The sequence below is a fragment of the Chromohalobacter moromii genome (assembly GCF_023091865.1).
GTDB lineage: Bacteria > Pseudomonadota > Gammaproteobacteria > Pseudomonadales > Halomonadaceae > Chromohalobacter > Chromohalobacter moromii.
On record NZ_JAHXDI010000002.1, the window covers coordinates 671,371 to 691,625 of the forward strand.

The 20,255-nt window shown below is 58.7% G+C and carries 20 protein-coding genes; 18 read left to right on the forward strand and 2 right to left on the reverse strand.

Annotated features, from left to right (window positions below):
• Positions 1–14: 14 nt before the first annotated feature.
• The 3 genes from yegS to KZO83_RS09625 all read left to right on the forward strand — a co-directional run bounded on the left by yegS (position 15) and on the right by KZO83_RS09625 (position 2,126).
• Positions 15–962, forward strand: coding sequence for a lipid kinase YegS (gene yegS, locus KZO83_RS09615; RefSeq protein WP_178999699.1), 948 nt, complete (start codon positions 15–17; stop codon positions 960–962).
• Between the two features lie 20 nt (positions 963–982).
• The gene (locus KZO83_RS09620; protein WP_336296577.1) at positions 983–1,540 is read left to right on the forward strand and encodes a nucleoside deaminase; all 558 of its coding nucleotides are present in this window, start codon (positions 983–985) and stop codon (positions 1,538–1,540) included.
• 97 nt (positions 1,541–1,637) lie between these two features.
• The gene (locus tag KZO83_RS09625) at positions 1,638–2,126 is read left to right on the forward strand and encodes a hypothetical protein (RefSeq protein ID WP_052444985.1); all 489 of its coding nucleotides are present in this window, start codon (positions 1,638–1,640) and stop codon (positions 2,124–2,126) included.
• Positions 2,127–2,304: 178 nt separating this feature from the next.
• On the opposite strand, the gene KZO83_RS09630 is transcribed toward KZO83_RS09625, so the two are convergent.
• A complete protein-coding gene (locus tag KZO83_RS09630) occupies positions 2,305–2,511 on the reverse strand; it encodes a cold-shock protein (RefSeq protein WP_040242353.1) in 207 nt (68 codons plus the stop codon).
• A 452-nt stretch (positions 2,512–2,963) separates the two neighbouring features.
• Between KZO83_RS09630 and KZO83_RS09635 the strand changes: the two genes are divergently transcribed.
• The 3 genes from KZO83_RS09635 to KZO83_RS09645 all read left to right on the forward strand — a co-directional run bounded on the left by KZO83_RS09635 (position 2,964) and on the right by KZO83_RS09645 (position 4,736).
• Complete coding sequence (locus tag KZO83_RS09635) at positions 2,964–3,386, forward strand: NINE protein (RefSeq protein WP_247620614.1); 423 nt, start codon at positions 2,964–2,966, stop codon at positions 3,384–3,386.
• A 63-nt stretch (positions 3,387–3,449) separates the two neighbouring features.
• Positions 3,450–4,025: an exopolysaccharide biosynthesis protein gene (locus tag KZO83_RS09640; RefSeq protein WP_247620615.1), complete on the forward strand. Its 576-nt coding sequence runs from the start codon at positions 3,450–3,452 to the stop codon at positions 4,023–4,025.
• Positions 4,026–4,094: 69 nt separating this feature from the next.
• Positions 4,095–4,736, forward strand: coding sequence for a LysE family translocator (locus tag KZO83_RS09645; protein WP_178999702.1), 642 nt, complete (start codon positions 4,095–4,097; stop codon positions 4,734–4,736).
• 58 nt (positions 4,737–4,794) lie between these two features.
• Here KZO83_RS09645 and KZO83_RS09650 read toward each other — a convergent pair whose 3' ends face one another.
• On the reverse strand, positions 4,795–6,783 hold the full coding sequence (locus KZO83_RS09650) for a transglycosylase SLT domain-containing protein (RefSeq protein WP_247620616.1): 1,989 nt from the start codon (positions 6,781–6,783) through the stop codon (positions 4,795–4,797).
• Positions 6,784–6,921: 138 nt separating this feature from the next.
• On the opposite strand from KZO83_RS09650, the gene KZO83_RS09655 reads away from it, so the two are divergent.
• From KZO83_RS09655 to KZO83_RS09710, 12 genes are all read left to right on the forward strand, one after another.
• Positions 6,922–7,254 carry a YkvA family protein gene (locus KZO83_RS09655; RefSeq protein ID WP_247620617.1) on the forward strand — a complete coding sequence of 111 codons (333 nt, stop codon included), beginning with the start codon at positions 6,922–6,924 and terminating at the stop codon, positions 7,252–7,254.
• A gap of 153 nt (positions 7,255–7,407) precedes the next feature.
• Entirely contained in the window at positions 7,408–9,306 is a 1,899-nt protein-coding gene (gene htpG / locus KZO83_RS09660) for a molecular chaperone HtpG (RefSeq protein ID WP_247620618.1), read from the forward strand.
• A gap of 130 nt (positions 9,307–9,436) precedes the next feature.
• Entirely contained in the window at positions 9,437–10,279 is an 843-nt protein-coding gene (locus tag KZO83_RS09665; RefSeq protein ID WP_247620619.1) for a protein bax, read from the forward strand.
• A gap of 100 nt (positions 10,280–10,379) precedes the next feature.
• Positions 10,380–11,864 (forward strand): protein adenylyltransferase SelO, encoded by a 1,485-nt coding sequence (locus KZO83_RS09670; protein WP_247620620.1) that lies wholly within the window; start codon positions 10,380–10,382, stop codon positions 11,862–11,864.
• A gap of 117 nt (positions 11,865–11,981) precedes the next feature.
• Entirely contained in the window at positions 11,982–12,554 is a 573-nt protein-coding gene (locus KZO83_RS09675) for an isochorismatase family protein (protein WP_247620621.1), read from the forward strand.
• Between the two features lie 461 nt (positions 12,555–13,015).
• Positions 13,016–14,587 carry a Re/Si-specific NAD(P)(+) transhydrogenase subunit alpha gene (locus tag KZO83_RS09680; protein WP_247620622.1) on the forward strand — a complete coding sequence of 524 codons (1,572 nt, stop codon included), beginning with the start codon at positions 13,016–13,018 and terminating at the stop codon, positions 14,585–14,587.
• 18 nt (positions 14,588–14,605) lie between these two features.
• Complete coding sequence (locus KZO83_RS09685) at positions 14,606–16,048, forward strand: NAD(P)(+) transhydrogenase (Re/Si-specific) subunit beta (protein WP_247620623.1); 1,443 nt, start codon at positions 14,606–14,608, stop codon at positions 16,046–16,048.
• Between the two features lie 150 nt (positions 16,049–16,198).
• Complete coding sequence (locus KZO83_RS09690) at positions 16,199–17,269, forward strand: NAD(P)H-dependent glycerol-3-phosphate dehydrogenase (RefSeq protein ID WP_247620624.1); 1,071 nt, start codon at positions 16,199–16,201, stop codon at positions 17,267–17,269.
• 2 nt (positions 17,270–17,271) lie between these two features.
• The gene (gene sixA, locus KZO83_RS09695) at positions 17,272–17,757 is read left to right on the forward strand and encodes a phosphohistidine phosphatase SixA (RefSeq protein ID WP_247620625.1); all 486 of its coding nucleotides are present in this window, start codon (positions 17,272–17,274) and stop codon (positions 17,755–17,757) included.
• Positions 17,758–17,769: 12 nt separating this feature from the next.
• Positions 17,770–18,078: an antibiotic biosynthesis monooxygenase family protein gene (locus KZO83_RS09700; RefSeq protein WP_178999712.1), complete on the forward strand. Its 309-nt coding sequence runs from the start codon at positions 17,770–17,772 to the stop codon at positions 18,076–18,078.
• A gap of 211 nt (positions 18,079–18,289) precedes the next feature.
• A complete protein-coding gene (gene kdgD / locus KZO83_RS09705) occupies positions 18,290–19,213 on the forward strand; it encodes a 5-dehydro-4-deoxyglucarate dehydratase (protein ID WP_248287091.1) in 924 nt (307 codons plus the stop codon).
• A 30-nt stretch (positions 19,214–19,243) separates the two neighbouring features.
• Positions 19,244–20,248: a TRAP transporter substrate-binding protein gene (locus KZO83_RS09710; RefSeq protein ID WP_247620627.1), complete on the forward strand. Its 1,005-nt coding sequence runs from the start codon at positions 19,244–19,246 to the stop codon at positions 20,246–20,248.
• The last annotated feature ends 7 nt before the right edge of the window (positions 20,249–20,255 follow it).

Sequence of the window (20,255 nt, forward strand, 5' to 3'; positions counted from 1 at the left end):
AGGATGATAAAGCGATGAGTGAAACACTCCAGCCTGCTGCAACTGATGGTGATGCGTGGCTGATTCTCAACGGTAAATCTGCCCAGCTTCCGGATATCCGTGAGGCGGTGAGGCGCGTTCGTGAAGAGGGTCACTCTCTGGCGGTGCGAGTGACCTGGGAAGCCGGCGACGGTGCGCGCTTGGCTCGGGAAGCCAGCGAAGCGGGTATCCAACGTATCATTGCCGGCGGCGGCGATGGAACGGTCAATGAAGTCGTTGGCGGCTTGATGCAACTGCCCCAGGTTGCAAGGTCGACCCTTGGTATCCTCCCGCTGGGTAGTGCCAACGATTTTGCACGTGGTCTGGAGCTGCCCTTGGAGCCTCTTGAGGCGCTGCGTGTGGCATTGGAAGCCCGTCCCCACAATGTCGATGTGGGTAGCTTGGGTGGTGATTATTTCATCAACCTTGCCTCGGGCGGCTTCGGTGCTCAGATCACCAATTCGACACCGGCTCCTCTCAAACGCCTCTTGGGTGGTGGCGCCTATTCGTTGATGGGCATGCTCAAGGCCTGGAATTACCAGCCTTACCGGGGGCGTTTGCGACTTCCCGATGGAGAGCGCGACATCCCCTTGTTTCTGCTCGCCTTGGGCAATGGTTCTCAAGCGGGAGGAGGGCAGCAGTTGGCGCCCCTGGCCAAGGTCGATGATGGTCTACTGGAGCTGCTCATCGTGCGCCATTTTACCTCGCTCAGGGAGATGAAGCAGCTGATCGACGAGCTGGAAAACCTCCCCGAAAGTGGCCAGTTCGTCGAGTATTTGCAGGTGCCTTGGGTCGAATTCGAAGGCGAGGATGCCCTGCCGCTTAATCTCGATGGCGAGCCGTGTTTCCACGAGCGCTTTCGCGCTGAGTTGATACACGGCGCGCTTTCCTTGGCGGCACCTTCTTCTTCCGCACTGTACTCATTGCCAAGCGATGAGGGCTGAGGCGCGACCCGCTGTCTTGCGTGATCGTGTTTCAGGAGCCCTTCGAGGAACGGGCGCTTGAAATGAACGCGGAAGTGCCCAACCTCTACGAGTGTAACGTGGTGCACAAGGTGAATGGCAAAAGGATCACCATGGATCGATTTATGCAGGCGGCCATCGACGAGGCGCGCAAAGGATACGACGCGGGTGGGGTTCCCATCGGTTCGGTGCTTGTGCATCGGGGGGTTATCATCGGGCGTGGGCACAACCAACGCCAGCAGCGTGGTAGTGCCATTTTGCACGGCGAAATGGACGCCTTGGAAAACGCCGGTCGTTTGGCGGCGCATGTGTATCGTGAAGCGGTGCTTTATACCACACTGTCACCTTGTGCCATGTGCAGTGGCGCCATTTTGCTCTATGGCATCCCCGAAATCGTGATAGGCGAAAATTCGACCTTTCAAGGTGAGGAAGCATTATTACGTCAACGTGGTGTCACGCTCACGGTCTACGATGATCCCCAGTGCAAGGCGCTGATGGAACGGTTCATCGTCGAAAGGCCCGAGATCTGGTACGAAGATATTGGCGAGTCCTGCATGTAGGGCTTGTCTACTCTGTACCATGAGGCCTGGATGGCCTCATGGACTTTTAGGAAATTGCCGGCCCCCGGCAGAAATGAGCGACTCAAGGAGAGAAATGATGACGTATAAGCAATGGACGATGAGTGCGTTGGCATTGGTGATGTCACTTGGCCTAGCGGCCTGCGATAGCGGTGACGATCCCGCTCAGGAAGCTTCAAACAATAGCGAACAGGCGGCTGAAGAAACCCAGCAAGCTGCTGACGAGGCTGGCGACGAAATGTCCGAGATGAGCGACGAAGCCAGCGACGACATGGAAGAAATGGGTGACAACGCGGCTGATGAGTCCTCCGATGCCATGGATGAAGCGGGCGAAGAGATAGACGAAGCGCAAGATGCAACTGCAGACGCCGTCGATGAAGCCGGCGATGAAATGAGCGAAGCCGCCGATGAGGCTGGCGATGCAATGGATAATGCCGCTGACGAAACACAAGAGGCAGCGGACGAGGCAACCGACGAAGCGGCGGATGAAATGGACGACGCGGCTGACGAAGCCGAGCAGCAAGCGGATGAGCTTGAAAACGAAGCCGAAGACGACAACCAGTCGTAACATCGTCGTCTCATGCCGTTAGAGGCAAGGGCACATGGCGTGTGGGTATGCGCCATGTGCCCTCTTTCGTATACGGCAAGGACAGTCATATATGATCTGGAAATAAAAGAGCCCACCGTTAGGTGGGCTCATGCGTTCGGAGTCCGATGTCGGTCTCACGACCGCTGGGGTATCGGAATTAACCGACCACCTTGATGTTGGACGCCTGCAGGCCTTTCTTGCCCTGGGTGACCTCAAAGCTCACTTTTTGGCCATCCTGCAGCGTTTTGAAGCCTTCAGCCTGGATCTCGGAGAAGTGCGCGAATAGGTCATCGCCACCATCTTCCGGAGAGATGAAGCCGTAGCCTTTGGTGTCGTTGAACCATTTGACAGTGCCAGTTGCCATTTCGAATTCCTTAACTTGCGAAGTAATGATGCGGGCCGACCCATGGGCGACCATGGTACGTGGGTAAGACAAGGAGGGAATGCGCAAGGGCGATCGAGAATTCGATTAACAGCTGACGACATTCGACTTGCAAACCTACGCAGCGGAGAATGCATGACCCTAGGGTAAGCGTCAAGCTTATTGCTGAGGGGCCTTTCCCGGTACCATGCACCGCATATGCAACATAGATCGAAAACTCGGGGGCGTCCAGAACGTCAGTGTATGCGCCGTGGGTAAAGTGTGGCGCTTTGATTGAAGGCATTATACTGCTGCCTGACGAGCGCCGAGGCCTTGCCATGCAAAGCGTAACGGCGTGGCAGAAACTTGGGCGTGACCTGGGGGGTTGTCACGGTGATTCTGCACCTTGGAGAGAGGTGCGGAGCGAGCTAGTTTCATTTTGGAGGAATTATCACGTGTCTCATACAGCCGTCGCTGCGAACGATACGCATAGCAAGATAGTGGGCTATCTATTGTGGGTGTTTGGCTTTACCGGTTCACACCGCTTTTACTACGGCAAGCCCATCACCGGCACGATCTGGTTTTTCACGCTAGGACTGCTGGGCATCGGCTGGTTGATCGACTTCTTCCTGATCCCGCTGATGGATCGTCAGGCGGATCTGCGTTTTCAGGCGGGCCCCACCAGCTACACGCTTGCCTGGATATTGCTGACCTTTTTGGGCATCTTCGGCCTGCATCGAATGTACATGGGAAAATGGCTGACCGGGCTGCTATATCTCGTCACCGGGGGATTGTTCTTGTTGGGGGTGCTGTACGATTTCTGGACGCTCAATGACCAGATCTCGATGAAGCATGCCAAGCGTGGCCTGTTTGACTGATAGTATATGCGGCCTTCCACTGTTCAAGAGCGTCATCAAAACCGCTCCAAGGAGAAATCGCGCATGGAGTCGCGCATCAGTTTGACCCAGTTGCTGGAAACGCTCGACGACGCCAATGATGGCAAGACCATCCGCTTGCAAGATATCGTCGAGACGTTTCGCTCGCGGGGCTTCGGTCCCCTGATTACGCTGCCTGCATTGCTGGCATTCTTGCCCACCGGTGGCGTGCCCGGTGTGCCCACGCTATGTGCCGTGTGCATCGTTTTGATGGCGTCGCAACAGCTGCTGGGGCGGCAATCTCCTTGGTTGCCGAGGAAGTTGCGTGAGCGGGGCATCAGCCATGACAAGCTGCATCGCACCGTCAAACGCGTCCGGCCCTGGACGCAACGTATCGACAAGCTGCTGGCACAGCGCTTGGAGATATTTTTGCAACCGACCGCGCGCCGCCTAATCGCCGTACTGGTCATCGTGCTGGCGCTGGGCATGATTCCTCTGGAATTGCTCCCGTTCGCGGCGGCGATGCCGGCGCTGGCGATCACCGTCATCGGGCTGGGAATGACGGCGGACGATGGCCTTCTGCTATTGATCGGTCTGTTGCTGACGTTGGGCACGGCCGTCTTCGCCTTCTGGCTCTGGTAGGAAGCACGCCGGCGTGGCTCGCCCGGTTTCTCCATTGCGTCTTTTCACGCTTCTGCTCAGGAAACAGGTATGTTCTTCGACGCCCAGTTTTGGCCGTTTCTAGTGGCGATTACACTGCTGACGCTGACACCGGGCGTGGATACGTTACTGGTCATTCGTAACACCTCACGCGGGGGCGTGCGCGATGGCATGTTGACCAGCATTGCGATCTGCTCTGGCTTGTTCGTGCATGCTACCGTCTCGGCACTCGGTATCTCGCTGATCTTGCTGCAATCGGCTTGGGCCTTCAACGCGCTCAAGCTGCTCGGTGCAGGATACTTGATCTGGTTGGGTCTCAAGAGCCTAGTTAGTGCGCGCCGGGGGAGTGGTTTGCCGGTGGCCGATATGGGCGTACGCAAGGAGCGAGTCAGCACTTGGGTGTCACTGCGTGAAGGCTTTCTCTCCAATGTGCTCAATCCCAAGACCGTCGTTTTCTATATGGCGTTTTTGCCGCAGTTCATTGCGCCGGGCGATCCCGCATTGGCCAAGTCGTTGTGGCTCGCAAGCGTGCATTTCGTGATCGCCAATATATGGCAGATGGGCGTGGTGCTGATGGTGGGGAGTGCTGCTAGATGGCTGGCTAAACGCTGGGTATCGCGGATGATGGAAGGAGCCACCGGTACGGTACTGGTAGCATTCGGCGTCAAGCTGGCGCTGGCTCAGCGCCCCTGAGAAAGTTCGCAAACCTTGGTGATGCGCCGACGCCCTCGAGGGGCGTCGGCGCTTGCGTTTACGGGTTACGGGCCAGCAGCGTGGTGTCGTAAATGCCTTCACGTTCGGCTTGGGTCAGCAGTGCGACGCCTTGCGAATCGCCTTGTTTGGCGAGGCTCTCGAAGATGACTCGATACGTCAGCACGGCTTGCACATAGGCGCGAGTTTCGTGGTACGGAATGCGCTCCACGAAAAGGTCGAAATTACCGGACGCTTCGCGAAGCCAGCGATCGACACGCCCAGGGCCAGCGTTGTAAGCCGCTGCGGCGGCGAGACGATTGCCTCGATAGCGCTCCATCATGTCGCGAATGTAAGCGCTCCCCAAGCGAATGTTGGTGGTTGGCTCGAAGAGCTCGCCGAGACTGGGGGCATCGATGTCCAGGTTACGACTGACATGCGATGCGGTGCCTGGCATGAGCTGCATGAGTCCGCGTGCGCCAACCGGTGAGACGGCTTGGCGATTGAATGAGCTCTCCCGCCGGGAAATCGCCATCAGCAGATAGGGATCGACCCCGTTGCGTTGTCCCCATTGAGTGAAGTCCGCTTGATAGGCGGGAGGAAAGCGCCAGGCCAGGGCATCCCATTGCTTGGCCATGATCGCCCCATGCACGGCCAGGTCGTACCAACCCCGTTCGAGCGCGTAGGCGTTGAGTGCGGCGGCATCGGACGCGCTGGCTTGGCCAATGGCGTGGAACCATTCGCTACGCGCCAGGCCCGGCTCGCCGATGCGTCGCAGGGCCTCGCTACGCTGGACGCTGGGTCGCATGGCGGCCAGTTCGCCTTGCAGCGGCGTAACGTCGGGCATGTCCATGTTCAAGGCATAGGGTTGGCCGAGCTTGTCGGCGGCCGCGAAGCCAAAGAATCCGCGCTCCTGAGCAGCAAGTTGCCAAGCGGCCTGCGCGGACTCGGTGTCACCGCGCTGATTGAGTGCGCGGCCCAGCCAGTATTGCCAATGTGCTTTCTGACGAGTGGTGGCTTCCGGCATCGCATCGATCCAGTCGATGACCTCGCCCCAATCTTGATCGGCCAGGGCGTTGCGTACCCGCAACTCGAACAGGTCGCCATCCGCGAGACGGGGCAAGGCGTCGTCGGTCCAGCCGAGGTTATTGTCGACGTCGCGTACCATCGAATAGAACGCCAGATCGTGTTCGATGGTGTGGCGTTGCGTGTCGCTCAGCGAGAGATGGGGCGCGATCTTGCGCCAGGCCTCTAGCGCGGCTTCCGTGTCGGCGCGCGTAAAATTGTGCATCGCGGCGGTGAAGAGCGCGCCGCTGCCTTGTCCCTGAGGGCCAATATCAGTGGGGATCTCGGTAATAGCGGCGTAGTTACTGCGCAGGCGCTCGAGTGCGGCGATACCGGCGTCCCAGTCACCGTCGAGCTGATCTGCCAGGTAGTCGACGAGGCGACTCTCGCCGCCTTGCCAAGCGAGTGTCAGCCGCGTCCAGATATCGCCTTCGTCGATGTCGTCGCGTGCGCGCAAGGTATCGAACAATCTGTCGCAGGCATCGGGCTGCGAATGTCCGACTCGCCATAGTTCGCGTCCGCCTTGCGCAGCTTCTTGTGGTTGGCGATCGAGCAGGGCGGTGTAGTAATAACATTGCCGGATGGTGCCCGAGGGCTTGCCATCGCTGATGGCCAGCAGATCATCGAAGCGCCCGTCACGGCCAAACGCGATCTGTGCCTGGCCGCGCATCCAGTTCGAGAGGGGCGAGTCGATATGACGTGCGATGTAGCTTTCTACCTCGACCGCCGGGGCGCTCGTCAGGTGTGCCTTGAGCCGATGGTATTCAACGTAGCCGGCCAGCACGTGATCGTCGATGGCAGCGTCATCGATGCGTGACCAGCGGTGATCGCGGGCAGCGGCGAGCGCATTTTTCATGGCGCGATCCGCAGCGTCGAGCGTCTGCGTGTCGGATTGCGCCTGGACGTCGGTGGCCTGTAACGCAAGTCCCAGCGAGGTCACCGATAATAGGGTCAGCCAGCGTTGGCGAAGCCGCGATGCGAGCATCTTCCATGTCTCCTTGCTTGCCTGGCGGGATAATGATGTGATCATCCTCGCTCAGGGGACGCGCCTTGGGTAGTGTTGTCGAACGGCGACACCCTGCATGATGACCCCAGCAGGCACGCAACGCCAAGGAGGCATGCCATGAAATTCATGCGAGGACTGGCCCGGTGGTCGCGGCTCAAGCAACGTAGCGGGGCATTGATGCGCATTGCCCGCGCGCTGCGTGTGTTCGTGCCCATGCTGGGCGACGTGACTGCCGGCCGTTATCGTCCCGTGCCCTGGGCGGCCTGCGGCTGGATGACGGCGGCGGTAGCCTACTTGATCATGCCGTTCGATATCATTCCCGATTTCCTGATGCTCATCGGCGTGATCGATGACGTCTTCATCGTCGGATGGTTGCTGACCCGCGTCGACCATTCGCTGGCGCCTTACCGTCGCTGGAAAGGCATCGATCCGCCCGATGCCGTGCCCTGACGTTGAAGCCCTTGGCCATGAGAACGCTTGGGCCGAATCGCAAGCGCTTGAAAAGTCTCGCGCGGCCCCCATATCGATGCGCATGACGACATCTATCGTCACATTTTTCACCGTTTAACATGCATCCGTTATGGCCACAGGGGAATTTCGACCATGACTACCGCCACTCAAGCCGAAACAATGGGCTTCCAGACCGAAGTCAAACAGCTCTTGCAGCTGATGATCCACTCCCTGTATTCCAACCGGGAGATCTTCCTGCGTGAGCTGATTTCCAATGCCGCGGATGCTTGCGACAAGTTGCGCTACGAGGCGTTGGACAACGACGCGCTGTACGGCAATGACAGCGAGTTGCGCGTGGAGATCGAGCACGATGCCGAGGCGGGCACCGTCACCGTGCGTGATAACGGCATCGGCATGAGCCGCGACGAAGTCATCCAGAACCTGGGTACTATCGCTCGCAGCGGCACGGCGGAATTCCTCCAGCAGCTCTCCGGCGAAAAGCAGAAAGATGCCAAGCTGATCGGTCAATTCGGTGTGGGCTTCTATTCCGGTTTCATCGTTTCCGACGAAATCACCGTGCGCACGCGCCGCGTCGATCAGGAACAGGGCGTGGAATGGCATTCTCGTGGTGAAGGCGAATTCGATATCGCGGATATCGACAAGCCCGAACGTGGCACCGAAATCGTGCTGCACTTGAAGGAAGACGCCAAGGAATTCGCCGACGCCGAGCGCCTCAAGCATCTCGTACGCACCTACTCCGATCATATCGAAGTTCCGGTGCGCATGCCCAAGGTCGAGAAGGCTCACGATGAAGAAGGCAACGAGATCGAGGGTAGCGAGACCGTCACCTGGGAAACCGTCAATGAGGCGACGGCGCTTTGGGTGCGGCCCAAAGAAGAAATCAGCGATGACGAATACAAGGCATTCTATAAGCACGTGGCGCATGACTTCAGCGACCCGCTGACCTGGAGCCACAACAAGGTCGAAGGCACGCTCGAATACACCAGCTTGCTTTACGTGCCGGGGCGCGCGCCATTCGATCTCAATCAGCGCGAGGGCGTGCGTGGGCTCAAGCTCTATGCACAGCGCGTGTTCATCATGGACGACGCCGAGCAATTCCTGCCGCTTTATCTACGTTTCATCAAGGGCGTGGTCGACTCCAAGGATCTGTCGCTCAACATCTCGCGTGAATTGCTGCAGAAAGACCCTCAGGTCGACAAGCTCAAGTCCGCGTTGACCAAGCGCTCGCTGGACATGCTCAAGAAGCTGGCCAAGGATGAAGAAGCCTACCAGACGTTCTGGAATGCCTTTGGCAACGTGCTCAAGGAAGGGCCGGCGGAAGACTTCGCCAACCGTGACAAGGTCGCCGAGCTGTTGCGTTTCTCTTCCACGCACACCGACAGCGCGACTCAGGATCAGTCGTTGGCTGGCTACGTGGAGCGCATGAAGGAAGGCCAGCAGAAGATTTATTACCTGGTGGCCGATGGCTTCAATGCGGCAAGCCACAGCCCGCACCTGGAGATCTTCCGCAAGAAAAGCATCGAAGTACTCTTGCTGCATGATCGTATCGACGAGTGGCTGATGAGCCATCTCACCGAATACGACGGCAAGTCCTTGGTCGATGTCGCCAAGGGTGATCTCGATCTCGACGAGATGGCCGACGAGGAAGAGAAGAAAGCCCAGGAAGAGACGGCCAAGGCCAAGGCGTCACTGCTCGAACGCGTCAAGGCGGCGTTGGGCGACGAGGTGCAGGAAGTGCGCGTGACGCACCGTCTGACCGATTCGCCGGCATGTGTCGTGCTTTCCGAGCATGACATGGGCTATCAGATGCGCCGCTTGATGGAAGCGGCCGGACAGCCGCTGCCGGAGGTCAAACCGATCCTCGAACTCAACCCCGAGCATGGGCTGGTGACACGCCTGGAAAGCGCCGAGGACGCCAGGTTCGATGATCTCGCGCGGATCCTGCTCGATCAGGCGATCATCGCCGAGGGCGGGCATCTCGAGGACCCCGCGACCTATGTCCAGCGTCTCAACAAGCTCTTGAGCAGCTGATAGGCGTTGGTGTTCGCTTACCGGGCCGGCCTTATGGGCCGGCCCGTTGCGTTTCGATAGTGACAATATTGACTCAACATGGACGCTCGTTGTTGCTAGACTGACGTCTTCATGTTCAAGGAGTCGTCTCATGCCGATTCGACACGACTTGTTCTTTTCTCGGCGGTGGCGTGGCGTAGTCGCGGCGACATTGCTGGGGGCGCTTGGCGTGGCGGTGACGCCGCCACCTCTGGATGCCCACGCCGCGTCTCCCTTGCGAGACGTGCGAACTCTCGAAAGCAACGTCGAGACGCCGGCCCTCGACCCCATCGAGGAGATGCCTGACCTGCGCGACTATGCGGCCGGGCCCGAGCGTAAAACGGCGTTTCTCGAGTTGCTGGTGCCGTTGGTCGAAGCCGAAAACGCCAAGATCCAGGCCCAACGCGATTGGTTGCTCGACGCGCGTGAGCGTCAGGATTCGCTGAGTGATGCCGAGCGGTCGCATCTGCAACGACTGTGCGATAGCTATCAGATCGAATGCGGCACATCCAACACGTTCGAGTACCTTCTGTCTCGTGTCGATACGTTGCCGTTGGAAATGGTGGTCATTCAGGCCGTTGAAGAATCGGGGTGGGGGACTTCACGCTTCGCGCGCAAGGGCAACAACCTGTTCGGCTTGCGTTGCTTCAGTGATGGCTGCGGCTTGACGCAGAGAGGTAGTAGCCGCCATTACCAGAACTTCGATAGCGTCCAGGCGAGTATCGAAGCGTACCTGCATAATTTGAACACGCACCGTGCATATCTTGCGATGCGTCAAACGCGGGCCGCGCAGAATGAAGAAGGAGCGCCCGTCAGCGCCGAGTCATTGATTCGCACACTGGACAGCTATTCCGTGCGCGATAATTATTTCGACGTGCTGTTGGCGCTACTACGCACCAATGCTGAATTGATTCGCGAGCACAGCAGCAACGACGCCGGAGACAGCCCGGCTTGAGGCGTTATCTCTGCCATTTTTCGACACCGCCTTCGCGCGGTGTTTGTGGTTGCCCGGCACGCTTTTAACGGTCGCCGCCGGGCGTGTAAAGTAGGTAGACATGCCCCTTCGCGAGGTCACCATGACGCTCGATGCGCTGCGCTTCGACAATGCCTGGGCACGTCTGCCCGACGACTTTTTCACCCGGGTCAGCCCCGCAGCCTGGAAAAACACGCGACTGGTGGATATCAGTCCGCGCGGTGTCCATGCGCTAGGCCTCGACCTTGCGCTTTTCACTGACGATTCCCCGTCGCGGGAGACTCTGCGCCAAGTCATGGGGGGCGAAACCGTATTGCCGGGGATGGACCCGCTGGCACAGAAATATACCGGCCATCAGTTTGGGGTCTATAACCCTGCCTTGGGTGATGGGCGCGGACTTCTGCTGGGAGAAGTGGAGACCGACGACGGTTTCTGGGATCTACATCTCAAAGGAGCCGGACAAACACCGTATTCGCGTTTTGGCGATGGCCGCGCGGTACTGCGTTCGACGATTCGTGAATATCTCGCCGGTGAGGCCATGGCGGGCTTAGGGATTCCCACGACGCTGGCGCTGGCTCTGTCGATCAACGATGAGAAGGTCCAACGCGAGCGGGTCGAGCCCGGCGCGACACTATTGCGCCTGGCGCCCAGCCACGTGCGCTTCGGGCATTTCGAATGGCTGTATCAGGCGCGTCGCAACGATGACCTTGAGCGCCTCGTCGCGCATGTCATTACGCGTCATCGTCCGTCCTTGGCGGAAAGTGAGGTGCCGGCGGAGGCTCTGTTCGGCGATACGGTTGTGCGCACGGCACGCCTAATCGCCGCCTGGCAAGCTTATGGCTTCGTCCATGCGGTGATGAATACCGACAACATGTCGATTCTGGGCTTAACACTGGACTACGGACCCTATGCCTTCATGGATCGCTACGAGCCCACCCTGGTGCCCAACCACACCGATACCGCGGGCCGTTACGCCTTCGATCAACAACCCGGGGTAGGGTTGTGGAATCTCTCGGTACTGGGCCAGTCGCTGACGCCGTTGGCCGATCCAGAAGCGCTGCGTACGCAGCTGGCGGAGTACGAACCGGCGCTACAACAGGAGTATGCGCGTTTGATGCGGGCACGCTTGGGGCTTGAGTACGTGCAAGATGGCGATGCCCAACTGGTGCAGGACTGGCTGACGCTGCTGTCCGATGCCGGGGCCGACTATCATCGCGCCTTTCGTGCCTTGGGGGAATGGGCTGTCGATGAGGGCGCATGGCTGCATGAAGAAGTGCCGGCCGAAGGTCTGGAAGCCTGGCTATCACACTATCGCCAGCGTCTCGAGGATGAAACCCGCGATGCCGCGTCGCGCCGTGATGCCATGCAGGCGGTCAACCCTCTCTATGTACCGCGCACGCACCTCATTCAGCAGGTCATCGAGGCGGCAGAGGCAGGCGATATGGCGCCGTTGGCTGAATTTCGGGCCTTGCTCGCCGATCCCTTCACTCCGCGCCCGGGCATGTCGCATTGGGCGGCCGCCCCCGCGCCGGAGGCCTCGGTGATCTGTCTTTCCTGCTCGTCATGATATTCCACGACGTCGCATCGCCAGACGCTGTATGACGGCGTCTTCTGACAGCCGTTTTTCGACAATTGCCATGATGCGCCATACTCAAGACGAAGCGGTTCGTCGAAAGGAGGCGTCATGGCACCTCGTTGTCAGATATTACCCCTTCATCCTCACGAGGCCCGCGACGCGCCGGCTGCGTTGCTTATGGTGGCCATGCTGCACTCGCCTGCGCGGCCCAAGCTCGTTGCGCCGCTGACAGCACTGCTGGATGATTGGCGCGGTGGCGAAGGTTGTATAGTTCATATTCGCCGCTTCCCGCATAAGCCGCATTCTTCTTGTCGGACGGGCCACCCCAGTGCCGAAGCCATGCCTTGCGCCGTGCCACTTCCCGGTGAACGCGTGGTCACGAGCCATACCGATGACGCGTTCGTCGATACCGATCTCGAGGCCTGGCTGCGCCGTCACGGCATCTCGCACTTGGTGTTGGCGGGCGCCACTACCCTGGGGACGATCACGACGCTGGCGCGGCATGCGCAGTGCCTCGGATTTTCGGTCACGGTACTGGCCGATGCCTGTGCCGATGATGAGATGACGGATCGAGACGGTTTTCACTGGAAGGCCGACATCCTGCATGAGTTGGGGCTTACGCTCCTTGAGCGCCAGGGAGTCGATATTCTGAGCGTGGAAGAGCTATGTCGCGATTGTTGAAGTTACAATCATATTATCGGTGTTCGTGACATTAACATGCGTGAGGTTTAACTAAGCGAAGGCGCGAATAATGTATCGGTTATGAGTGCCATAAGGAAAAAAAGAGGTATTGTTTTACAAATAATTTCGAATAAAAACAATGGGTTGTGGCGGGTGGTGAGGCATAAGAGCTGCGTTATGGTTACTATAACTCAATGATTATGATGGAGAATTTTGGTTTTCCTGTTGATTTTTAAGGCGTTTTTCCTTAAATAAATAAGACTCTTTTATTCGAGGTGCATCGACGTTCCTGGTGTACGACGACGCTATTTACATGACCACGTTCCAATGTGCCGACATGACACAACATTCCATGAGGGAGAGCCCTATGCGACGAGCGAGGAGTCAAGGATGAACATCACCGAATATATGGCAGGCGGCGCCTGGCAAGGCGCTATCCGACACGAAACAGGAGGTGCGGCATGAGAATTGGGGCTCCCAGGGAGCGTGCCCAGGGCGAGGCGCGCGTGGCGCTGACGCCGGAAAGTGCTAAGCACATCCAGAAACTCGGTCATGAATGCATCGTCGAGTCAGGCGCCGGGCGCGCGGCTGGTTTCGACGACGATGCATATCGCGATGCAGGTGTCGAGGTTGTCGACGGCGGTGCGGCGTTATGGTCGGCGGCCGATGTCGTGATCAAGGTGCGCGAACCCGACGAAGAGGAGGTGGGCTATCTGCGCGAGGGGCAGACGCTGATCGCGTTTTTCTGGCCCGCTCAGAACGAAGACTTGCTCGAGCGTTGCAAGGCGACCGGTGCCACGGTCATGGCCATGGACATGGTGCCGCGTATTTCGCGCGCTCAGAAGATGGATGCGCTTTCCAGCACCGCCAACATCGCCGGGTACCGTGCGGTGATCGAGGCAGGCAACCAGTTCGGACGCTTTTTCACCGGCCAGGTCACGGCAGCGGGCAAGGTACCGCCGGCTAAGGTGCTGGTCGTGGGCGCGGGCGTCGCCGGGCTGTCTGCCATTGGCACCGCGACTAGCCTTGGCGCCGTGGTACGTGCCTTCGACGTACGCCCCGAAGTGGCCGAGCAGATCGAATCGATGGGCGCCGAATTCTTGTTCCTCGATTTCGAGGACAGTCAAGATGGCTCGGGCTCTGGCGGCTATGCGGCGCCCTCTAGCCCCGAGTTCCGCGAGAAGCAACTGGCGCTTTTCCGCGAGCAGGCGCCCGAGGTGGATATCGTCATCACCACGGCGCTGATTCCGGGCAAGCCGGCGCCCAAGCTGTGGCTCGAGGACATGGTTCAGGCCATGAAGCCGGGCTCGGTAATCGTTGACCTGGCGGCCGAGAAGGGCGGTAACTGCGACCTCACCGTCCCCGACGAGCGTATCGTCACCGACAACGGTGTGGTCGTCGTCGGCTATACCGATTTCCCTTCGCGCATGGCGACGCAGGCGTCGTTGCTCTACGCCACCAATATTCGTCACATGCTCACCGATCTGACGCCGGAAAAGGATGGCGTGATCGTTCACGACATGGAAGACGACGTGATTCGTGGCGTCACCGTGGCGCATCATGGCGAGATCACGTTTCCGCCGCCGCCGCCCAAGGTCAAGGCCATCGGGCAGTCGGCACCCAAGGAAAAAACCAAGGAGCCCACCGCTGAAGAGAAGAAGGCTGCCGAACATGCCACCTTCCTTGCTCAGACCAAGCGCCAAGTGGGCATGCTCGTGGCCGGTGGCGTGGTGATGGGCCTGCTGGGACTGGTAGCGCCAGCGTCGTTCATGCAGCACTTCATTGTGTTCGTGCTGGCTTGCTTCGTGGGTTTCCAAGTGATCTGGAATGTCAGTCACTCGCTTCATACGCCGCTCATGGCGGTGACCAACGCCATCTCGGGCATCATCGTCCTTGGCGCGGTCTTGCAGATCGGGTCGGGCAGTTGGCTGGTAGGCTTGTTGGCCGGCATTTCGGTGCTGATTGCCACCATTAATATCGTGGGTGGTTTCCTGGTGACACGCCGGATGCTTGCCATGTTCCAGAAATCCTAACGCGGCGGAGAAAAGACGATGTTGAGTCAAGGATTGGTGTCCGCCGCAGCGGTGGCGGCAAGTGTGTTGTTCATCCTCTCGCTGGGGGGATTGAGTAATCAGGAAAAGGCCAAGCGTGCCGTCTGGTATGGCATTGTCGGGATGGCACTGGCGGTGATCTTCACCATGTTCGGCCCCAATGTGGGCGGCTATTGGTGGATGATTCCGATGATGGTGATCGGCGCCGGTATCGGCGTCTATTTGGCCAAGAAGGTCGACATGACCGAAATGCCCCAGCTCGTGGCGGCATTGCATAGCTTCGTCGGTCTCGCGGCGGTGTTCATCGGCTTTAACGCCGACCTGGAGCGTCGCCGGGTGATGGCCGCGCAGTTCGTCGGGGACGCCAGCGAGCGGTTTTCGGCTTTCGCCGCGCTGGTGGCCGAGAAGACCCCCGCCGAGTTGACCTTCCTGCAGGTCGAGGTGGTGCTGGGCGTATTCATCGGTGCGGTGACCTTCACCGGCTCGGTGATTGCCTTCGGCAAGCTGGCAGGCAAGGTGGACGGCAAACCACGTCAATTGCCAGGCGGGCATCTGCTCAATGCTGGGGCGGCGATCGCCGCACTTCTGTTGGCAATCGCCTACCTCAACGGTGCGGGCTTCTGGACGCTGCTGTTGTTGGCACTGCTGGCGTTCTTCATCGGTTATCACCTGATCATGGGCATCGGCGGCGCCGACATGCCCGTGGTGGTGTCGATGCTCAACAGCTACTCCGGTTGGGCGGCGGCAGCCATCGGCTTTACGCTCTCCAACGATCTGTTGATCGTCACCGGAGCGCTGGTGGGCTCCTCGGGTGCCATCCTCTCCTACATCATGTGCAAGGCGATGAATCGCAACTTCGTCAACGTGATTCTAGGGGGCTTCGGCGGCAGCAAAGGGCCGGCCGCGGAGATCGAAGGTGAGCAGGTTGCCATCGATACCGGTGGCGTGGCGAGCGCGCTCAACGATGCCGATAGCGTGATCATCGTGCCTGGCTATGGTATGGCCGTGGCGCAGGCGCAGAACGCGGTCAGCGAGTTGACGCGCAAGTTGCGCGCCGCCGGCAAGACAGTGCGCTTCGGGATTCACCCCGTGGCGGGGCGCCTGCCTGGTCACATGAACGTTTTGCTGGCCGAGGCCAAGGTGCCTTACGACATCGTGTTGGAGATGGACGAGATCAACGACGATTTCGCCGAAACCGACGCGGTGATCGTCATCGGTTCCAATGACATCGTCAATCCTGCCGCCGAGGAAGATCCCAACAGCCCCATCGCGGGTATGCCGGTGCTCAAAGTGTGGGACGCCAAACAGGTTTTCGTCTGCAAGCGTGGTCAGGGCACGGGCTACTCGGGCATCGAGAACCCGCTGTTCTTCAAGGAAAATACACGCATGCTGTATGGCGATGCCAAATCGAGCATCGATGCCTTGCTGCCGATGATCGACTAACCGGCCTACTGTTTGGCAGGAGCAGAGCGAGTAGTACCACGACACCGCCTACGGGCGGTGTCGTCGTTTTCAGGCAGACGATGATCGGGCGTGCGTGACACGTCAGGTCCGCTACAATGGCGTCATTTCGCAGGCCACCAGGAAACGTCCATGACCGACGAACATCTTCAAGTCGCCGTGCTTGGCGGCGGCAGCTTTGGCACCGCCATCGCCAGTATTGCCGCCGACAATGGAGCCCGTGTGCGCCAGTGGTTGCGCGACCCGGCCTTGATCGAGCAGATCAACCGCGAGCATTGCAATCCACGCTACTTGCCGAATTACGCCATCAACCCTTCGGTGGTCGCTTCCGATGACATGCGTGCGGTGCTACAGGATGCCGAGGTGGTCTTCATCGCGATTCCCTCGAGCGCCTTTTCCGCCGTTGTTCGTCAGGCTCGGACGTGGCTCAAGCCTTCGCAAATTCTGGTCAGCACCACCAAGGGAATCCGTGAGGAGGGCTTCAAACTGATGAGCCAGATCCTCGAGGAAGAGACCGGTTTCCCCCATATCGGTGTACTTTCGGGGCCCAATCTCGCCTCCGAAATTGCCGACAAGCATCTCACGGCGACGGTCATCGCCAGCGATGATCCCTATACGCGGGCGCGGGTACAATCGGCACTCGGCTGTGATTATTTCCGCGTCTATGCCAGCAACGACCGTTATGGTGTCGAGCTCGGTGGGGCGTTGAAGAACATCTATGCCATCGCTGCGGGCATGGCTGCGGCGCTGGGTATGGGCGAAAACACGCGCAGCATGCTGATGACGCGGGCACTGGCGGAAATGAGCCGCTTTGCGGTGGCGCTGGGCGCCAATCCGCTGACCTTCATCGGGCTGGCGGGTGTGGGGGATCTCATCGTGACCTGCTCGTCGAAGCTCTCGCGCAATTATCGCGTCGGGTTCGCGCTGGGTGAGAACAAAACACTCGAGGAAGCCATAGAATCGCTGGGGCAGGTCGCGGAAGGCGTTAACACGGTTAGCTTGGTACGCGAGAAAGCGCACCGTGAAGACATCTACATGCCCTTGGCCGAAGGGCTTTATCAAGTGCTGTTCAACGGCGTGCCGGCGCGGCAGATGGCACAAATGCTCATGCAGCAAGAGCAGAGCAGCGACGTTGAGTTCGTCTTGCCGCGGCAGGACGTGTTCGAGGCGCGTCGGTTGGAACCCGGCGCAGAGGAGACTTGAGCGTGTCGAACCTTTATATCATGCGCCATGGCGAAGCCGTGCCAGGTATGCCGGATAGTGAGCGGTCACTCACCAAACAGGGCGAGGCGGAAGCGCGTGCCATGGGGACATGGCTGGACAGCATGCTCGCCAATGACGTGCGCGCGGCACTGCGTATCGTCGCCAGCCCCTACCGACGTGCTCAGCAGACCGCGCAGTGGATGGCGACGCCCTTGGAGCGCCCGGTCGAAACGTTACCGATCATTACCCCAGATGATCCGCTGGAGCCGCTCATCGACTGGTTGCAGCAAGAAGTCGCGCATACGCCGTGCCTGCTGGTCAGCCACATGCCATTGGTCGGCGCACTGGTCGGGCGCCTGGTCGAGGGCGATGTGCGTGCGTCTCAGCCCATGCCGACAGCCACCATCGCTAAGCTGGAAGCCGATATCTGGGCCGCAGGGTGCGCGACGCTCAAACACTGGCAATCGCCGCGTGAATTGCTTGGCTAAGGAGAGAAACGGATGAGCTTTATCGTCATCAACCGCGTTTTCGTCAATTCAGGGTATGAAGCCGAATTCGAGCGCCGCTTTCAGCAACGTGCCAGCCAGGTCGACAAGCAGCCTGGCTTCAAAGCCATGCGGGTATTGCGGCCTCAGGGCAACCAGGCCCCCTATCTCGTCGAGACGGAGTGGGACGACCAGGATGCCTTCCGCGCTTGGGTAGGCAGTGACGACTTCAAGCAAGCCCACGCCAACCCCATGCCCGCCGAGGCTTTTTCCGAGGGTGGCGGTCTTGAGCAATTCGAGATCGTCGAGGGTACTCAGGCCTGACCCCACCATTATTAGCCGCTACCTCCGTCCCCGGTAGCGGCGCCTCCTCCGCCGAGTCTTGTTCTTCCTTCTCACCGCGCACTCTTTATACCTTGGTTTTATCGACTATTGTCGATGTTGTGTGACAGCAAGCATGCATCTACCTTTTGCTTGTATGATGTATGACATAAAGACTTTATGCCAGCACGCTAAACAAGACAGATGCGAGGGGATGACGGTGCATTTTTCCAAAGAAAAAACGGTAGAGGCGGTTGGCGATGGTCTGCTTTCCTTCCCGGTGACAGATTTCGACTCCGCAGGTCGTTTCGATGAACAGAGCTACCGGAAACGGCTGGAATGGTTCGTCAGTCATGATGTTTCCGCCGTCTTCGTGGCAGGTGGAACTGGCGAATTTTTCAACCTCTCTTTGGACGAGTTTCGTCATATCGTACGCGTCGCAGTCGATGAAATCGGAGGCAAGGTGCCGGTCATCGCGAGTGCAGGTTTGAGTGTGGAAAGCGGTAAAGCCTTTGCCAGCGCTGCGGAAGAGGCCGGTGCTGATGGTATCTTGCTAATGCCACCCTACCTGACCGAATGCCCACAAGAAGGGTTGGTCGAGTATGCCCGACAGATCTGCGACAGCACGTCGATCAATGTCATTTACTATAACCGCGGCAATGGTGTCCTCGAAGCGCCAGCGGTCCAACAGCTTGCCGATAAATGCCCTAACTTGATCGGGCTGAAAGACGGCAAGGGCGATATGCAACTTCTCAACAAGATCGTCAAGACGGTAGGCGACCGCCTCATCTATGTCGGCGGTGTTCCAACGGCTGAAATTTTCGCCGAGGCGTATCTATCCATCGGCGTCAATACCTACTCCTCGGCCGTATTTAACTTCGTTCCTGATATGGCGTTGAAGTTCTATCGTGCCTTGCGCGCAGGCGATAGCGCGACGGTGAAGAAGATCACTCAAGAGTTTTTTATTCCTTTTGTCGATCTGCGTGATCGCAAGAAAGGTTACGCAGTCAGCCTTGTGAAGGCAGGGGCCGACATCATTGGTATGCCGGCGGGGGATGTACGGCCGCCGTTGGTCATGCCTACATTGAATGAGCATAAACAGCTCAATGATCTGATCGAAATGACAAGAAACGTATAACGATAATGCTAAATCGATAGGAGACATGTCATGCAATTAAATAATAATCTGAAGCTGAAAAACTGCCTGTCCGTTGCTGCGGTGGCTAGCACAGTGGCTCTGATGTCTTCACCGGTTCAAGCCGAACAATGGCGCGGATGGAATATCCACCCGCCGAGTTACCCGAATGGCCAAGCACTGGAAAGTTTTGCCAAGGAAGTCGCAGACAAGACCGATGGTCGTGTCGAGCCTAAGGTCTATCATAACGCGGTGCTGGGCGATCAGCCGGACGCCATCGAGCAGGTGCGTAGCGGTGCGCTGGATTTTGCCAACTTTAATATGGGGCCGATGGGGCCAATCGTTCCCGCTACTAACGTCCTTTCACTGCCGTTCATTTTCAAAAGTCCAGAAGATATGTACCGCATCATGGATGGCGAGATTGGTGATCGCTTTGCCGATGCGTTGGCCGAGAAAAACTTGATTGCGCTGTCCTGGTTCGGCTCCGGGGCGCGCAGTCTCTACAATACCGATCATCCGGTGAAGACGCCCGACGATGTCGAGGGCCTCAAGGTCCGCGTCATGAACAATGATCTCTATGTGCAGATGATCGACGAGATGGGCGGTAACGCGACGCCGATGGCTTATAGTGAAGTCTATCAGTCGCTCAAGACCGGGGTGATAGACGGCGCCGAGAACAATTACCCATCTTATGAGTCCAGCGGCCACTACGAGGTGGCAAAGTACTACTCCCTGACCGAGCATCTGATCCTGCCTGAGTGTCTCTGTGTCGCCAAGGCCAGTTGGGAGGAGCTCAACGATGAAAACCAGAAGGCTGTGCGCGAAGCGGCTGAAGATGCTGCCAAGCAGCAGCGGCAACTCTGGGAAGAAAGTGTCCAGGAGAGCCGGCAGAAGGTCCTCGATGCCAGCGTGAAGATCAATGAGGTGGATGACAAGTCGGCATTTCAGGCCAAGATGCAGCCAATATACGACGCGTTCATCCAGGAACATCCGGATCTGGAGTCGCTTGTGACGGATATCCAAGCTGCCCAGCAATGATTCGTTA

Excerpts from the sequence above, each read along its gene's own strand:
- KZO83_RS09690 (WP_247620624.1), top strand. The coding sequence starts at position 16,199 with ATGACCGACGAACATCTTCAAGTCGCCGTGCTTGGCGGCGGCAGCTTT.
- KZO83_RS09680 (WP_247620622.1), top strand. The coding sequence starts at position 13,016 with ATGAGAATTGGGGCTCCCAGGGAGCGTGCCCAGGGCGAGGCGCGCGTG.
- KZO83_RS09655 (WP_247620617.1), top strand. The coding sequence starts at position 6,922 with ATGAAATTCATGCGAGGACTGGCCCGGTGGTCGCGGCTCAAGCAACGT.
- htpG (WP_247620618.1), top strand. The coding sequence starts at position 7,408 with ATGACTACCGCCACTCAAGCCGAAACAATGGGCTTCCAGACCGAAGTC.
- KZO83_RS09700 (WP_178999712.1), top strand. The coding sequence starts at position 17,770 with ATGAGCTTTATCGTCATCAACCGCGTTTTCGTCAATTCAGGGTATGAA.
- KZO83_RS09625 (WP_052444985.1), top strand. The coding sequence starts at position 1,638 with ATGACGTATAAGCAATGGACGATGAGTGCGTTGGCATTGGTGATGTCA.
- KZO83_RS09640 (WP_247620615.1), top strand. The coding sequence starts at position 3,450 with ATGGAGTCGCGCATCAGTTTGACCCAGTTGCTGGAAACGCTCGACGAC.
- KZO83_RS09685 (WP_247620623.1), top strand. The coding sequence starts at position 14,606 with ATGTTGAGTCAAGGATTGGTGTCCGCCGCAGCGGTGGCGGCAAGTGTG.
- KZO83_RS09650 (WP_247620616.1), bottom strand. The coding sequence starts at position 6,783 with ATGCTCGCATCGCGGCTTCGCCAACGCTGGCTGACCCTATTATCGGTG.
- KZO83_RS09630 (WP_040242353.1), bottom strand. The coding sequence starts at position 2,511 with ATGGCAACTGGCACTGTCAAATGGTTCAACGACACCAAAGGCTACGGC.
- KZO83_RS09710 (WP_247620627.1), top strand. The coding sequence starts at position 19,244 with ATGCAATTAAATAATAATCTGAAGCTGAAAAACTGCCTGTCCGTTGCT.
- yegS (WP_178999699.1), top strand. The coding sequence starts at position 15 with ATGAGTGAAACACTCCAGCCTGCTGCAACTGATGGTGATGCGTGGCTG.
- KZO83_RS09665 (WP_247620619.1), top strand. The coding sequence starts at position 9,437 with ATGCCGATTCGACACGACTTGTTCTTTTCTCGGCGGTGGCGTGGCGTA.
- KZO83_RS09645 (WP_178999702.1), top strand. The coding sequence starts at position 4,095 with ATGTTCTTCGACGCCCAGTTTTGGCCGTTTCTAGTGGCGATTACACTG.
- KZO83_RS09670 (WP_247620620.1), top strand. The coding sequence starts at position 10,380 with ATGCCCCTTCGCGAGGTCACCATGACGCTCGATGCGCTGCGCTTCGAC.
- KZO83_RS09675 (WP_247620621.1), top strand. The coding sequence starts at position 11,982 with ATGGCACCTCGTTGTCAGATATTACCCCTTCATCCTCACGAGGCCCGC.
- kdgD (WP_248287091.1), top strand. The coding sequence starts at position 18,290 with ATGACGGTGCATTTTTCCAAAGAAAAAACGGTAGAGGCGGTTGGCGAT.